The 1,096-nt window shown below is 68.6% G+C and carries 2 protein-coding genes; both read right to left on the reverse strand.

Annotated elements, in window-relative coordinates; all coding sequences use genetic code 11:
- Positions 1-469 (reverse strand): MATE family efflux transporter (locus tag AC1VAN_RS22630; protein ID WP_480986838.1); only part of this gene is annotated, 469 nt, incomplete at its 3' end.
- Positions 470-650: 181 nt separating this feature from the next.
- Positions 651-1,096, reverse strand: a 446-nt coding sequence (locus tag AC1VAN_RS22635) for a DUF3106 domain-containing protein (protein WP_480986839.1), incomplete at its 5' end; no start/stop codon positions are given.

The raw sequence follows: 1,096 nt of genomic DNA on the forward strand, positions 1-1,096 counted from the left end.
CACTGAGATAGCGCATGCAGAAGTACAGCGTCAGCGCCGGGCCACCCCAGCGCACCGCATGCAGGAAGGCCGTTGCGCCGGGCACGATGTCCGGGGCGATGCCGAATGCCGGCAGCAGCGGCGGCACCACGGTGAGGAAGGTGAACATGATCAGGCCCAGGCCCAGCGCCAGCCACAGCGCCTGCCGGAACAGCGGGCCGATCTCGCGCTCACGGCCAGCGCCATGCAGCTGCGACACCGAGGCGGTGAGCGAGATCAGCGTGCCGATCGGGATCAGCATCGGCAGCCACAGCAGCGCAGTGCCGATGGTCACTGCGGCCAGGGTGGATGTCRCATGGTGGCCGGCAATCACGTTGTCGACGAAGGAGATCAGACCGGTGGAGACGTGCCCGAGCACAAGCGGCAGGGCAAGCAGACCGGTAGCGCCGACTTCCTTGCTGAAGCGCGGCGTGGAGGTTGCAGTAGACATAAGGTGCTTGACGCGAACTACGGTTGCGCGCGAAGGGCACAGGCACCGGGTTGCGGCCGGCCATCTTACGCGCGCCGGGCGGTCATTCCCATGACTGCCCCATAAAGGGGACGGAGGGAATTAAGTCGTATCCGGCACAGTCGCGCCAGAAACGACTTAATTCCCTCCGTCCCCTTTTCGCTTATTGGCCGGCCTGGCGCTTGAGCCAGGTGTCGCGTTCGGCGGCGGGGACCGTCAGGAATGCGCTGCGTACGCTGTCGCGTTCCTGCGGCGGCGTGCGCTGGGCGACCAGGGCCAGCTGCGCCAACTGCGACGGACTCAGCTGGCGCAGCACGGCAAGCACGGCATCGCGCTGTTGCGGCGGTACGAAGCCGAACAGGCCGTGCAGCTTGGGGAACTCGGCGCCCAGTTGCGGGCCCAGCCGCCAGCCTTCGCGGAAGGCCTGGTCCTGTGCCTGGAACTGCGCGCGCAGCCGTTGCTGCTGATCGGCCGGCAACGCGGCGAAGCGGCTGGCGGCCTGGCGGATGCGCTCGCGCTCGCCCTCCGGCAGGGCGCGCCACGCGGCGTAGTCGCTGCGACGCTGGCGTTGCTGGGCGGGATCGAGTTGCGCGAATGCCGCCGCCGCAG

Source organism: Stenotrophomonas sp. 05L44_2 (genome assembly GCF_056665995.1).